A 13,076-nucleotide genomic window follows, 5' to 3' on the forward strand; every position below is an offset into this window, starting at 1 on the left:
CGGTCACGGCAGGCGGCCGTCGAACGGACCGCGCGGGCGGTCGCGCGCCGGGTCGCGGCCGGCGTCCTTGAACGGATCGGCGCGGGTGGCGTCGCGCGGCGGCGTCGCGGCCGGGGTCGAGGTCGGCGCCGGCTGGCCCGGCGTCGGGGTCGCGGCGGCGGTCTCGCGCACCGCCGCCTTCATGGCCTGCTGCTGGCTGCGGCGCGACTGCGGCTGGTCGCTCGGCCACCATTCCTCGATGCGCTCCTGCGCCCAGCGCCGGCCGCCCAGGCCGAAGGCCAGCGCCACCGCGAACACCACGCCGGCCAGCAGGATCAGGAAGCTCTCGCGGATGATGTCGCCGCCGACCTTGATCTGGTCGAGCGCGATCAGCACCACGAAGGCCATCACGGCGTACTGGGCCAGCTTGCCCAGCACCCGCGCGTCCTGCAGCTTGACGTTGCGGCCGTAGGTGGTGACAGTGTCGCCGATGAAGCGCGCGAAGTAGGCGCCGAAGGCCAGCACCAGCAGCGCCACGAACACGTTCGGCACGAACCACACCACACGCACCAGCAGGTCGGTGATGTAGGTCAGTCCCAGGCTGTTGAAGGCCATGAGCAGCGCCGCCAGCACCACCAGCCAGTAGGCCAGGATGCCGAAGATGCTGGTCGTGTCGCCGGCCATGCCGCCCTGGCGCAGGAAGTTGTCCATGCCCGAGCGCTCGGTGAGCACGTTGAAGTTGACCGCGCGCAGCGCCTTGATGACGGCGAAGCGCACCACCTTGGCCAGCAGCCAGCCGCCGATGATGACGACCACGGCGAACAGCAGGCGCGGCAGGAAGATGCCGGTCTGGTAGAGGATGGCCCTCAGAGGCTCCAGGTGGATGCCGAAGTTTTCCATGTCGTTTCTCTCCGAATGAGGATGGGTGCGGCCTGGGTCAGGCGCGGTCGACCAGGGCCAGGATGCCCTGCAGGGGCACCTGCACCCAGTCGAGGCGGTTGCTCAGCTCGTAGCGCAGCTCGTACATCGCCTTCTCGAACTCGAACAGCGAGAGCAGACGCGCGGCAGCCTCGCCCGACTGCGTCGAGCCGCCCTCGATCATCCGTTCGCCGTAGGCGTTGAGGAAGGCGTCGCGCGTCTGGGTCTCCCAGTCGCGCGCGGCGGCCTCCAGCTTAGCGATCTCGTCGGTGCTCTGCGCCACGCGGCGCAGGGCCGACCAGTGCGCGTAGTTGAACGAACGCACCATGCCCGCCACGTCGCGCAAGGCCGAGCTGCGCTGGCGACGTTCCTCGAAGGTGCGCGCGGGCTCGCCCTCGAAGTCGATGATCAGGAAGTCGTTGCGCGAGACCAGCACCTGACCCAGGTGGTAGTCGCCGTGGTAGCGGGTCTTCAGGCCGTCCTGGCCTTCGAGCGGGAAGGCGGCGACGCGCGCGCGCACCTCGTCGGCGTGGGCCAGCAGGCGCTTGGCGTCGTCCTGCACCTCGGGGCTGAGTTCGGACAGGCGCTCCGACAGCAGCTCCAGCGTGCGGGTGGCCTCGCTGGCGGCGCGCTCGCGCCAGCCCTGCACGTCCTCGGTCGTCACCGGCTCGGGATCGAAGGCCGGGTCGCCCGAGCGCGTGGACAGCGCCAGGTGCAGCTCCGCCGTGCGCTCGCCCAGGGTGTGGATCAGCGCCAGGAAGCCGCCGTGCACGTCCTCGGGCTGCGGGGCGTCGAAGGTGCGCAGGGATTCGAGGTGGCGCTCCAGGTAGGCCAGGGTGTAGTCCCAGCCGTCGCCCTGGTTGGGCACGAAGGCCTGCACGATCGCCAGCGTCATGACGCTGCCGTCGTCGGCCGCGTACTCCAGCGCGCCGGCCACCGGCACGCAGTTGGGGAAGCGCGCGACCTCGGTCAGGAAGCGGCCGACCTCCAGTTCCGGGTTGATGCCCGGGCGCAGGCGGCGGTAGCCCTTGAGGAACAACTGCTCGCCCAGGGTGACGACGGTGTTGCTGCTGTGCGCGCTCGGCGGCGTGACGGCCATCGCGCCGACGTCGTCGCCCGCCAGGTTGGCGAAGGCGGCGGTCGGGCGGAACAGCAGCTTGCCGCGCACGGTCGCGAGTTCGGTGCGCTGGCCGATGGCCTGCACCATGGCGCGGCAGAAGGTCTCGTCGCAGAAGGCGTCGGCCATCACGCCGACGTCGGCCTGCTGGCGCACCTTGGCGACGGCGCCAGGCATCAGAGTCTTGAGCTTCTCCTCGTCGCGGTCCTCCCAGGCCAGGGCCAGGGGCACGAAGTAGGTCGAGGCTTCGGCCGGGCCGTCGAGGTCGACCAGCGGCAGCATCCAGCTGTGGTCGCCGGCCTCCCACACCGCGTGGTCGCGCAGTCGCGCGCGCTGCACCGGCGTGCCCTTGGAGGCGTACCAGCGCTGCGTGTCGATGTGCAGGGGCAGGGTCTCGGTCTCCAGCTGCAGCCGCATGCGCTCGGCCATGCCGATGCGCCAGGGCATCACGCGCTCGCGGAAGAAGCTGGTCCAGCCGTCGAACAGCACCAGCACCGGGCGGTCCTGCAGCGGCACGCCCTCCTGGTGCCAGCTGGGCATCGCCACGTCGGCCGAGAGGCGGAACCAGTAGAAGCCGTGCGAGGGCATGGTCAGCAGGTAGGGCAGGTCGCCCACCGGCGGGAAGGCGGTCTTGCCCAGCATCTCCACCGGCACGCGGCCCTTGTAGGCCGACAGGTCCAGTTCCACCGGCTGGGCCGAGCCCGAGAGGTTGAACACCGACAGGATCAGGTCGCCGTCGTGCTCGCTGATGTAGGCCAGCACCTTGCGGTTGCCGGGCTTGAGGAAGCGGCGTTTGCCGCGACCGAAGGCGCGGCTGGTCTTGCGCACGGCCAGCATGCGCTTGGTCCAGTTGAGCAGGGAGCTGGCCTCGCGCGACTGCGTCTCGACGTTGAGCGCCTCGTAGCCGTACATGGCGTCCATGATCGGCTGCAGGTAGAGGCTCTGCGGGTCGGCGCGCGAGAAGCCGGCGTTGCGATCGGGGCTCCACTGCATCGGCGTGCGCACGCCGTTGCGGTCGCCCACGAACACGTTGTCGCCCATGCCGATCTCGTCGCCGTAGTAGATGATGGGCGAGCCGGGCATCGACAGCAGCATGCTGTTCATGAGCTTGATGCGGTCGGTGTCGTTCTCCATCAGCGGCGCCAGGCGGCGACGGATGCCCAGGTTGATGCGCGCGCGCGGGTCGGCGGCGTACATGCGGTACATGTAGTCGCGCTCGCGGCTGGTCACCATCTCCAGCGTCAGCTCGTCGTGGTTGCGCAGGAAGATGGCCCACTGGCAGCCGTCGGGGATCTCCGGCGTCTGCTGCAGGATCTCGATGATCGGATCGCGGTCTTCCTGCGCGATGGCCATGTACATGCGCGGCATCAGCGGGAAGTGGTAGGCCATGTGGCACTCATCGCCGTTGCCGAAGTACTCGCGCACGTCCTCCGGCCACATGTTGGCCTCGGCCAGCAGGAAGCGGTTCTTGTACTCGGCGTCGATGGCCGCGCGCAGCTGCTTGATGACGACGTGCGTCTCGGGCAGGTTCTCGTTGCTGGTGCCGTCGCGCTCGACCAGGTAGGGGATGGCGTCGAGCCGGAAGCCGTCGACCCCCATGTCAAGCCAGAAGCGCATCGTCTTCATGATGGCTTCCATCACCGCCGGATTGTCGAAGTTCAGGTCCGGCTGGTGGCTGAAGAAGCGGTGCCAGAAGTACTGCTTGGCCACCGGGTCCCAGGTCCAGTTGGAGGTCTCCGTGTCGGTGAAGATGATCCGCGTGCCCTGGTAGATCTGGTCGGTGTCGCTCCAGACGTAGAAGTTGCGCTCGGGCGAGCCGGGCGGCGCGCGCCGCGCGGCCTTGAACCAGGGGTGCTGGTCGGAGGTGTGGTTGATGACCAGCTCGGTGATCACGCGCAGGCCGCGCTGGTGCGCGGCGTCGAGCATCTCCTTGAAGTCCTCGATGGTCCCGTACTGCGGGTTGACGTTCTCGTACTCCGAGATGTCGTAGCCGTCGTCGCGCAGGGGCGAAGGATAGAAGGGCATCAGCCAGATGGTGTTGACGCCCAGCTCCTTCACGTAATCGAGCTTGGCCGTCACGCCCTTGAAGTCGCCGACGCCGTCGTTGTTGGTGTCGAAGAAGGCCTTGACGTTGAGCTGGTAGATCACCGCGTCGCGGTACCACTGCGGGTCGTCGCTGGTGTCGATCTGCGGGTTTTCCAGCGTCAGGCCGGGCAATGGAGCGTTCATGGCGAGAGACTTCTTATTGAGGATGAAGGGTCGACGGGGGTCAGACGAAGTATTCGAAGTCGTTCTCGTCGCGCGCCTTGCGGCGCACCACGAAGACGTGCGCCGGCGCGCGCTGCGGGTCGAGCCGCACGTAGTGCCAGTCGCCGTTCCAGGTGAAGCGCTGGTCGCTCAGCAGGTCGTGCATCTGCCAGGGCTGGCCGGGCTCGACGTCGACCGAGCCGGGCTCCAGGCCGACCCAGCCTTCCTGCGCGTGGTGCGGGTCGAGGTTGACCACGGTCACGATCACGTTGGCGCCGTCCTCCGACGCCTTGGCGTAGGCGATGAGCTGGTCGTTCTCCACCGCCAGGAAGCGCAGGCTGCCGTTGGCGCGCAGGGCCTCGTTGTCCTGGCGGATGCGGTTGACGCGCTCGATGAAGGGCGCGAGGCTCTTGGGCTGGTCGTGGTCCCAGGTGCGCAGCTGGTACTTCTCGGAGTCGAGATACTCCTCGCTGCCGGCGTGGCGCGGGCGGTGCTCGAGCAGCTCGTAGGCCGGGCCGTAGATGCCGTAGCTCGCCGCCAGCGTGGCGGCCAGCACGAGGCGCGCGCGGTAGGTGGCCGCGTCGCCTTCCTGCAGCTGCTCGTGCAGGATGTCGGGCGTGTTGGGCCAGACGTTGGGGCGGAAGTAGTCGTGGCCCGGACCCTGCGACAGCTCGGTGAAGTACGCCTCCAGCTCGGCCTTGGTGTTGCGCCAGGTGTAGTAGGTGTAGGACTGCGAGTAGCCCAGCTTGGCCAGGCGGTGCATCACCTTCGGCCGCGTGAAGGCCTCGGCCAGGAAGATGACCTCCGGGTGCTCGCGCTTGATCTCGGTGATCGCCCATTCCCAGAACGGGAAGGCCTTGGTGTGCGGGTTGTCGACGCGGAACACCGTCACGCCCTCGCCGATCCAGTGGTCAAACACGCTCTTGAGTTCGGCCCACAGGCCGCGCCACTCCTCGCACTCGAAGTTGAACGGGTAGATGTCCTGGTACTTCTTGGGCGGGTTCTCGGCGTACTGCACGCTGCCGTCCGGACGCCAGCGGAACCAGCCCGGATGCTCGGTGACGTAGGGATGGTCCGGCGCGCACTGGAACGCGATGTCCATGGCGATGTCGATGTCCAGCGCCTTCGCCTGCGCCACCAGGTGGCGGAAGTCCTCGGGCGTGCCCAGCGCCGGCAGGATCGACTTGTGGCCGCCCTCGGTCGAGCCGATGGCCCAGGGGCTGCCGACGTCCTCGGGCTCGGCCACCAGGGCGTTGTTCCTGCCCTTGCGCTGCACGCGGCCCACCGGGTGGATGGGGGGGAAGTACAGCACGTCGAACCCCATCTTCGCGATGGCCGGCAGGCGCTTCTCGACGTCCTTGAAGGTGCCGTGCACGCCCGGCGTGTCGCCGGCCGAGCGCGGGAACAACTCGTACCAGCTGCTGAAGCGGGCGCGTTCGCGGTCGGCCACCAAAGGCAGCTCGACGGCATGGCGCGTCTCGGCGCGGCGGTCAGGATAGCGGGCGGCGAGCGCCTCGGTGTCGGGGTCGAGCGCGAGGGCCTTGAGCGCGGCGCCTTCCATGGAGCGGTCGAGCGCGGCCCGTTCCAGCGCGCGTGCGCGTTGGGTCAGCGTCTCGCCGTCCGCGCCGCCGGCGCGACCGGCGGCGGCCAGCAGCTCGATGGCGCCGACCTGCGCGGCGATGCGGATGTCGTCCTCGTCGACGCGCCGCGTCAACTCGTGGCGCCACGACGCGAAGCCGTCGACCCAGGCCACCACCGTGTAGCCGTAGCGTCCCGGCACCGGGGGCGTGAAGGAGGCCTCCCAGATGTCGTTGTTCAGCAATGTCATCGGCACTTCGGTGACCTCGGCGTCGCCCTCCGCGCGCCACTGCAGGATCACGCGCAGCACGTCGTGGCCGTCGGCGAAGCAGTGCGCGGTGACGTCGAAACGCTCGCCCGCCACCCGCTTGACGGCGAAGCGGCCGCCGTCGACCACCGGCAGCACCGCGTCGATCACGGCGCGGACGTGGCCGTCCTCGGGCATGTTGGAAAAGGAGAGCGCGGGGGCGGCGGGCGCGGCGGCCGTCGGCGAGGGCGTCGCGGGCACGACCGCGGTGGCGGCGTCGGCGAAGACCGAGGGCGCCGCCTCGGCGGACGCGGCGCCGTCGGCCGGCGCCGGATCGGCGCCCGCCTCGAGCGTGCCGTCGACCACGGCGGCCGGCTTCGGCTTCTTCGCGCGGGAGGCGCGCGGCGCCTTGGTCTTCGCGGCCGGCGAGGCGTCGGCCGGGATCGACACCAGGGCCGGCGGCGCGTCGTCGATCAGGGTCGACTGCACGGCCGGTGGCGTCGCGGCGGCTTCGGCCGCGCGCTTGGCGGACTTCTTCGGCGCCGGGGCGACGGCGGTGTCCTTGGCGGCTTTGGCGGCCTTGGAGGCTTTCGCCGGCTTGGCGGATTCGGGCAGGTCGGATTTGGGCATGGCGTCGTCGGGCGTCAGAGGAACTGGGCGGGCGTGAGGATCAGGGTCGAGAGCGGCGGCAGGGTCAGCGTGAGCGAGTGCGGCCGGCCGTGCGCGGGCAGCGGCGCCGCCGTGACGTCGCCCAGGTTGCCCCAGCCCGAGCCGCCGTAGACGGTGGCGTCGCTGTTGAGCCGCTCGGCCCAGACGCCGCCCTGCGGCACGCCCAGGACGTAGTTGACGCGCGGCAGGGGCGTCAGGTTGCAGACCACCAGGGCCGGCGCGCTGCCTTCGCCGTCGCGCGGCTTGCGCAGGAAGGCGATCACGCTGTGCGCGCTGTCGTCGGCGCTGATCCACTCGAAGCCCTGCGGCGAGAAGTCGACCTCGTACAGGGCCGGCACGTCGCGGTAGAGCCGGTTGAGGTCGCGCACGAAGCGCTGCAGGCCGGCGTGCTTCGGGTCGCCGGTGGCCCACCATTGCAGTTCGCCGTCGTGCGTCCATTCGCGCCGCTGGCCGAACTCGCAGCCCATGAAGAGCAGCTTCTTGCCCGGGTGACCCCACATCAGGCCGAAGAGGGCGCGCAGGTTGGCGAACTGCTGCCAGTCGTCGCCCGGCATCTTGTCGATCAGCGAGCCCTTGCCGTGCACCACCTCGTCGTGCGAGAGCGGCAGCACGAAGTTCTCGTCGAAGGCGTAGACCATCGAGAAGGTCAGCTGCCCCTGGTGATGGCGGCGGTACATCGGGTCGCGCGAGAAGTACTTGAGCGTGTCGTGCATCCAGCCCATGTTCCACTTCATGCCGAAGCCCAGGCCACCCGTGTCGGTCGGGCGCGAGACCATCGGCCAGGCGGTCGATTCCTCGGCGATGGAGACGGTGTCGGGGTGCTCGCGGTAGACCGCGCGGTTGAGGTCCTGCAGGAACTCGATGGCCTCCAGGTTCTCGCGGCCGCCGTACTTGTTGGGGATCCACTCGCCGTGCTTGCGCGCGTAGTCGAGGTAGAGCATGGAGGCCACGGCGTCCACGCGCAGGCCGTCGAGGTGGTACTTCTCCAGCCAAAACAGGCCCGACGAGATCAGGAAGCTGCGGACCTCGTTGCGCCCGTAGTTGAAGATGCTCGAGTTCCATTCCGGATGGAAGCCCTGGCGCGGATCGGCGTGCTCGAAGAGGTGCGTGCCGTCGAAATAGCCCAGCCCGTGCTGGTCGGTGGGGAAGTGCGAGGGCACCCAGTCGAGCAGCACGCCGATGCCGCGCTGGTGCATGTGGTCGACGAAGGCCATGAACTCCTGCGGCGTGCCGTAGCGCGAGGTCGGCGCGAAGTAGCCGGTGGTCTGGTAGCCCCAGGAGCCGTAGAAGGGATGCTCGGTCACCGGCATCAGCTCGACGTGCGTGAAGCCCATCTCGACCACGTAGTCGGCCAGCCGCTCGCCGAGTTCGGCCCACCCGAGCATCTCCCCGTCCTGGCGCTGCCAGGAGCCCGGGTGCAGCTCGTAGATGGACATCGGGGCGTCCAGCGCATTCTTCGGGCCACGTCCGGCCATCCACTCGGCGTCGTTCCATTCGTGCTCGAGCGACCAGACGCGCGAGCCGGTGGCGGGCGCCTGCTCGGCGTAGAAGGCGAAGGGGTCGGCCTTGTCGACCACGTAGCCGTTCTGGGTCGAGAAGATCCGGTACTTGTAGACCGCGCCGCGCGTGGCCTCGGGGGCGAAGCCCTCCCAGATGCCGCTGCCGTCGTCGCGCAGCGTCAGGCGCGTGGCCTGGTCGTTCCAGTGGTTCCAGTCGGCGACGACGGAGACGGCCCAGGCGTTGGGGGCCCAGACGGCGAAGGAGGCGCCGCCTCCCTCGTGCAACTGGCAGCCCATGGTCTCGTGGAGCCGGGCATGCCGGCCCTCGCGAAATAGCCAGACGTCCTGCTCGCTCAGGCGCGGTTGTTCGATGTGCACGGGTGGAGTTCCTCGGTCCGTGCCGGAGGATTCCGGCAGCTTCTTATGAGGACCATTGGAACGCATGCGTGCGGACACTCCGGTGACAGCGTGCGCTTTGACGTGTCGGACGATGTCTATCTTCTGACCGTGCAAGACCCGTGGCGACGTTCAATTCCAAAGTTCTCGTTTTTGCAGCGTCGAAGACTGTGTATAACCACAGGTCTCATGGCCGACGCATTCATCCCCCTGCAGGCGCTCAAGGGCCGTGGCGCCGCGACGCGCATCGCCCACCGCTTCGAGCGCGACGCGCGCGATGCCTTCGACGACGGCTGGGGGACGCTGGAGGAAGGCAGGGCCGACGGTCCGACGCCGCCCGAGACCCAGGTGCGCTTCGAGGACGCGAAATCCGCCCTCAGCCGCAACGACTCGCCCGACATCCCCTTCGACTGCTCGCTCAACCCGTACCGGGGCTGCGAGCACGGCTGCATCTACTGCTTCGCCCGGCCGACGCACGGCTACCTGGGGCTGTCGCCGGGCCTCGACTTCGAGACCCGCCTGATCGCCAAGGGCAACATCGCCGAGGTGCTGCGCGCCGAACTCGGCCGCAAGGGCTACCGTCCGAGCCAGATCGCCATCGGCACCGCCACCGACTGCTACCAGCCGATCGAGCGCGAGCTGAGGCTCACGCGCGCCGTCCTGGAGGTGCTGCAGGAAGCCCGCCACCCGTTGGGCATCGTCACCAAGTCGAGCGCGGTGGAGCGCGACCTCGACATCCTGGCGCCGATGGCGGCCCAGCGGCTGGCCGCCGTCTACGTCACCGTCACCACGCTCGATCCCGTGCTGGCCCGTGCCCTGGAGCCGCGCGCCGCCGCACCGCACCGGCGGCTGCGCGCCATCCGCGCGCTGGCCGAGGCCGGCGTGCCGGTGGGCGTGAGCGTGGCGCCGCAGATCCCGTTCGTGACCGAGGACATGGAGCAGGTGCTCGAGGCGGCCTGGGAAGCCGGCGCGCGCAGCGCCTTCTACACGGTGGTACGCCTGCCGTGGGAGGTGGCGCCGCTGTTCAGGCAGTGGCTCGACCTGCACTACCCGCAGCGCGCCGAGCGCGTCATGGCACGCATCCAGGACATGCGCGGCGGCAAGGACTACGACGCCGACTTCGCCACCCGCATGAAGGGCAGCGGCCTGTGGGCCGACCTGATCCGGCAGCGCTTCGTGAAGGCGACCAGGCGCATCGGCTTCGGCCGCGAGCGCATCGCGCTGGACCTGGGGGCGTTCAGGCCGCCGGGGGCGGCGGGGCAGGGGAGTCTGTTCTGAAGCTCCGCCGAGGGTGGGGCATCAGAACAACCCCGACGCCTGCGCCGCGTCGATCACCGACTTCGCCAGCGCCGCCGACTGCGCGCGCAGGTCCTGCGACGGCGCGGCCACGAAGCTCGTGGTCCAGACCAGCCGCCCGGTGCGCGCGTCGGTGACGCGGCCGTTGGCGGAGAAGCCGGTGCTGACCTGCGAGCCGCCGATCGGCACGCCCAGGCCGATGCCGCCGCCGCCGCCCCGGCCGAAGCTGAAGCCGCCGATGCCCAGCGACATGCCCGACCCGACGCTGGCGGTCGCCGGCGTCAGCGCCAGCACGATCACGGCCTTCGCGCCCAGGCCGGCCGCGTTGCCGACCAGCTGGCCGTCGAGCTGGCGATCGGTCATGAAGGTGGCGCCGGCGGGCAGCACGACCGGCTGCGCGCCCTTGGACAGCACCTCCTGGAACAGGGCGTCCTGGCACAGCTGACGCAGCGCCGCGTCCGGGACGTCGCAGGCCACCAGCACCTTCTGGCCCTGGAGGAAGCGGGATTGCGCGCCCAGCACGGGGTCGACCCACTGGGCCTCCGGCCGCGGCGTCGAGGCGCAGGCGACGAGCAGGGTGGTGGCCAGGGCGAGGGCGGCGGGGCGGGCAAAGCGGAGGAGTGTGTTCATGGCGGTGGACTCGATGGATGGATGAGCGTCGGCAAGGCCCGTCGACGACCTGTCCGGGGGCGGACGGAGGGTCTTCCCTCGGTGGTGGGACTTGTCCGTCGTCCGGCGCATGCCGAGAATCGGGCGCGTCGCCGCCTTCCGGCGCAGTACAAAGACGGCCTGCGCAGTCAGCCGTCATCCGATCCTCGCTTCGTCTCCTCCACACCTCGCACCATGTCCCAAGACCCCGCCGCCGATCCGACCCGACCCTCCGGCCCCGCCACCGCCTGCTGGCTCGTCGTCATGGGCGTCTCGGGCTGCGGCAAGTCCACGCTCGGCGCCGCGCTGGCCGAGCGTCTGCACCTGCCGCTGATCGAGGGCGACGACTTCCATCCGCCGGCCAACGTTGAGAAGATGAGCGCCGGCACCCCGCTGACCGACGCCGACCGCGCCGGCTGGCTCGACACCCTGGGGCATGCGCTGGCCGACGCCCGCCACGGCGCGGTGCTCACCTGCTCGGCCCTCAAGCGCGACTACCGGGAACGCCTGCGCGCGGCGGTGCCCGGCCTGCGCTTCGTCTTCCTGGCGCTGGAGCGCGACGAGGCCGAGCGCCGCGTCGCGGCCCGTTCGTCGCACCACATGTTTCCGGCCAGCCTGGTGGCCAACCAGTTCGCCACGCTGGAGTCGCCCGTCGGCGAGCCGGGCGTGATCGACGTGCCGGCGACGGCGCCGATGGCGCGGTCGGTGGAGGCGGTGGCGCGGTGGCTGGAGCAGGCGTCCGCTGCGGGCCACGATCGCGCCTGATCGCCGTCGGCGCTAGAACGCCAACGCCAGGGTGCCGTCGCGGTCCATGGCCGCATGCGACCTGCCACCCAGCTTGAAGAACGCGACCGCGTGGACGAGGTGTTCGGCCTGTCCCTTGAGGCTGTCGGCGGCGGCGGCCGACTCCTCCACCAGCGCCGCGTTCTGCTGCGTGGCCTGGTCCATCTGCGTCACGGCCTCGCCCACCTGCGACACGCCCTGGCTCTGCTCAATGCTGGCCGTGCTGATCTCGGCCATGATCTCGGTGACGCGCTGGATCGAATCGACGACCTCCGTCATGGTCGTGCCGGCCCGGTCGACCAGCAGCGTGCCCTGCTCGACCCGCGCGACGCTGTCGCCGATGAGCGTCTTGATCTCCTTGGCGGCATCGGCGCTGCGTTGCGCGAGGTGGCGCACCTCGCTCGCCACCACGGCGAAGCCCCGGCCCTGCTCACCGGCGCGCGCCGCCTCCACGGCCGCGTTGAGGGCCAGGATGTTGGTCTGGAACGCGATGCCGTCGATGGTGCCGATGATGTCGCCGATGCGCCGCGAGCTCTCCGAGATGCCGCGCATCGTGTCGACGACCTCGGCCACCACCTCGCCGCTGCTGACGGCCACGACGGACGCGTTGCCAGCCAGCCGGTTGGCCTGCTGGGCGTTCGCCGCGTTCTGCCGCACGGTGGAACTGAGTTCCTCCATCGAGGCGGCGGTCTCCTCCAGGGCCGAGGCCTGCTGCTCGGTGCGGGCCGACAGGTCGAGGTTGCCCTGGGCGATCTGCGCGCTGGCGGTGGCGACGCCCTCCGCGTTGCGCCGCACGTCGCCCACCACGAGCGCGAGCTGCTTCTGCATCTGTGCGAGCGCCTGCAGCAACTGGGCGGTCTCGTCGCGGCCTTCGCTGCGGATCTCAGCGGACAGGTCGCCCCCGGCGATGGCGTTCGACGCATCGACGGCCAACTGCAGCGGACGCGTCACCATGCGCACGATCCATGCGGTGAGTGCGGTCGTCATCGCGACGGCCAGGACCAGGATGACGATCATGTCGAGGATGCCCTGGTCGTAGGCCGCGCGCGCGATCGACGCCGATGCGTCCGCGCCCTTGCGATTGAGCGTCACCAGGGCGTCGAGTGTCTTCGCCGACGCCTGATAGGCGGTGCGACCGGATCCGGTCAGTCCCTCGAGTGCCGCCGCATGGGATTCCCTGGTGCCCGTGCGGATGAGCGCCTCGGTCTTGTCCATGGCGGACAGATAGGCATTCAATTGACCGACATAACGATCCGCCAATTCACGTTCTTCGGGGCTCGAGATCAAATCCCTGTATTTCGAGATGCTGCTCTCGATGGCCTGTCGGGCGATCCTTTGATTGCTCAACAGGTCCCTGATCTCGTCGGCGGGCACGTCGAGCAGGGTCTGGATTTCGAACCGCCGCAAGTCGTTCGCCTGAACGCGTATTTCTCCCAGGACGGCGATGCTGGGAATCCAATTGCCGGCCATCTCCTCGGTCTCGTGCCCGAGCCTTCGCATCCCCGTCAGGCTGGCGGCACCGATGAACATGCTGATTAGCAGCATCAGCAGAAAGGAAAAACCCAATTTGGTTCGCAGTCGAAAATCAGAGAGCTTCATTTCCAGGAATCTTGTAATACTTATAAATTAATACAATAGATTTTATCCTTTTTATATACAAAATTAAATAATCTGTTTGTATTAATCTTCGGCACTATTT

At 69.3% G+C, this 13,076-nt stretch carries 8 protein-coding genes; 2 read left to right on the forward strand and 6 right to left on the reverse strand.

The features are described from left to right. Window positions 1–3: 3 nt before the first annotated feature. The 4 genes from ABID77_RS01425 to glgB form a co-directional block, all read right to left on the reverse strand. Window positions 4–879 (reverse strand): mechanosensitive ion channel family protein, encoded by an 876-nt coding sequence (locus ABID77_RS01425; protein ID WP_429589781.1) that lies wholly within the window; start codon window positions 877–879, stop codon window positions 4–6. Window positions 880–916: 37 nt separating this feature from the next. Then, window positions 917–4,243 carry a maltose alpha-D-glucosyltransferase gene (gene treS / locus ABID77_RS01430; RefSeq protein WP_429589784.1) on the reverse strand — a complete coding sequence of 1,109 codons (3,327 nt, stop codon included), beginning with the start codon at window positions 4,241–4,243 and terminating at the stop codon, window positions 917–919. 40 nt (window positions 4,244–4,283) lie between these two features. After that, on the reverse strand, window positions 4,284–6,284 hold the full coding sequence (locus ABID77_RS01435) for an alpha-1,4-glucan--maltose-1-phosphate maltosyltransferase (protein ID WP_429593215.1): 2,001 nt from the start codon (window positions 6,282–6,284) through the stop codon (window positions 4,284–4,286). 446 nt (window positions 6,285–6,730) lie between these two features. Further along, on the reverse strand, window positions 6,731–8,632 hold the full coding sequence (glgB, locus tag ABID77_RS01440) for a 1,4-alpha-glucan branching protein GlgB (protein ID WP_429589787.1): 1,902 nt from the start codon (window positions 8,630–8,632) through the stop codon (window positions 6,731–6,733). Between the two features lie 207 nt (window positions 8,633–8,839). Between glgB and ABID77_RS01445 the strand changes: the two genes are divergently transcribed. Beyond that, window positions 8,840–9,928, forward strand: coding sequence for a PA0069 family radical SAM protein (locus tag ABID77_RS01445; RefSeq protein ID WP_429589790.1), 1,089 nt, complete (start codon window positions 8,840–8,842; stop codon window positions 9,926–9,928). A gap of 21 nt (window positions 9,929–9,949) precedes the next feature. Here ABID77_RS01445 and ABID77_RS01450 read toward each other — a convergent pair whose 3' ends face one another. Beyond that, complete coding sequence (locus ABID77_RS01450) at window positions 9,950–10,576, reverse strand: hypothetical protein (protein ID WP_429589793.1); 627 nt, start codon at window positions 10,574–10,576, stop codon at window positions 9,950–9,952. Window positions 10,577–10,789: 213 nt separating this feature from the next. Here ABID77_RS01450 and ABID77_RS01455 point away from each other — a divergent pair, with 213 nt between their 5' ends. After that, window positions 10,790–11,359 (forward strand): gluconokinase, encoded by a 570-nt coding sequence (locus ABID77_RS01455; protein ID WP_429589796.1) that lies wholly within the window; start codon window positions 10,790–10,792, stop codon window positions 11,357–11,359. A 12-nt stretch (window positions 11,360–11,371) separates the two neighbouring features. On the opposite strand, the gene ABID77_RS01460 is transcribed toward ABID77_RS01455, so the two are convergent. Next, a complete protein-coding gene (locus ABID77_RS01460; RefSeq protein WP_429589799.1) occupies window positions 11,372–12,976 on the reverse strand; it encodes a methyl-accepting chemotaxis protein in 1,605 nt (534 codons plus the stop codon). Between the last annotated feature and the right edge of the window lie 100 nt (window positions 12,977–13,076).

Origin of the sequence: Variovorax sp. PvP013 (assembly GCF_050435945.1) — a bacterium.
In the GTDB taxonomy this organism is placed as follows: domain Bacteria; phylum Pseudomonadota; class Gammaproteobacteria; order Burkholderiales; family Burkholderiaceae_C; genus Variovorax.

What these genes read in the sequence shown, in the direction of transcription:
- ABID77_RS01425 (WP_429589781.1), bottom strand. Translation starts at nt 879, where the DNA reads ATGGAAAACTTCGGCATCCACCTGGAGCCTCTGAGGGCCATCCTCTAC.
- treS (WP_429589784.1), bottom strand. Translation starts at nt 4,243, where the DNA reads ATGAACGCTCCATTGCCCGGCCTGACGCTGGAAAACCCGCAGATCGAC.
- ABID77_RS01435 (WP_429593215.1), bottom strand. Translation starts at nt 6,284, where the DNA reads ATGCCCGAGGACGGCCACGTCCGCGCCGTGATCGACGCGGTGCTGCCG.
- ABID77_RS01445 (WP_429589790.1), top strand. Translation starts at nt 8,840, where the DNA reads ATGGCCGACGCATTCATCCCCCTGCAGGCGCTCAAGGGCCGTGGCGCC.
- ABID77_RS01450 (WP_429589793.1), bottom strand. Translation starts at nt 10,576, where the DNA reads ATGAACACACTCCTCCGCTTTGCCCGCCCCGCCGCCCTCGCCCTGGCC.
- ABID77_RS01455 (WP_429589796.1), top strand. Translation starts at nt 10,790, where the DNA reads ATGTCCCAAGACCCCGCCGCCGATCCGACCCGACCCTCCGGCCCCGCC.
- ABID77_RS01460 (WP_429589799.1), bottom strand. Translation starts at nt 12,976, where the DNA reads ATGAAGCTCTCTGATTTTCGACTGCGAACCAAATTGGGTTTTTCCTTT.